The organism is Methylobacterium tarhaniae (genome assembly GCF_001043955.1).
Taxonomy (GTDB): domain Bacteria; phylum Pseudomonadota; class Alphaproteobacteria; order Rhizobiales; family Beijerinckiaceae; genus Methylobacterium; species Methylobacterium tarhaniae.
On record NZ_LABZ01000358.1, the window covers coordinates 1 to 639 of the forward strand.

General features: G+C 67.3%; 1 protein-coding gene. It reads left to right on the top strand.

All coding sequences use genetic code 11. The annotated features are described in order from the left end of the window. Positions 1-639, top strand: a 639-nt coding sequence (locus VQ03_RS29920; protein WP_048454577.1) for an O-antigen ligase family protein, incomplete at both ends; no start/stop codon positions are given.

Genomic DNA, 639 nt, shown 5'->3' on the forward strand with positions numbered 1-639 from the left:
GCGCCGGGCGCTGGTCCTCTACGTCCCGGTCCTGCTCGGGCTGATCCTGCTCACCAAGACCCGCAGCGCCTGGGCCGGCGCCGGCCTGATCCTGCTCACCCACGGCCTTCTCTTCGACCGGCGCACCCTGCTCTACTTCCTGGGCCTGCCGGTGGCGCTGCTGGCGGTCCCGGAATTCGCCGAGCGCCTCGCCGACCTGCAGCAGGGCAACACCATGGATGCCTACGAGAAGCTGAACTCGTACGCCTTCCGGATGCTGCTGTGGCAGGGCGCCATGACCTGGTTCTGGGAGCGCCCGCTCTTCGGCTGGGGCCTGTCGAGCTTCGGCCACTACGTGGCGCAGTTCTTCCCGCTGCCGCTCGAGAACGATACCATCGATTCCCACAGCGTCTACGTGCAGTTCCTGTTCGAGACCGGGCTGATCGGCCTCCTCGCCTATCTCTGGCTGTATGCGCGGACTCTCGCCCTGATCGCGCGGCTGATCACCCGCGGCGAGCGATGGGCCTGGATGCTCCTGGCGATGACGGCCGGCTACCTGTCGATGGCCTATTCGGACAACATGCTCTACTATCTGGTGCCGACCTGGTACATGTGGTTCGTCCTCGGCGGCGCCTGCGCCCTGCTGGTGCAGCGCCGGGC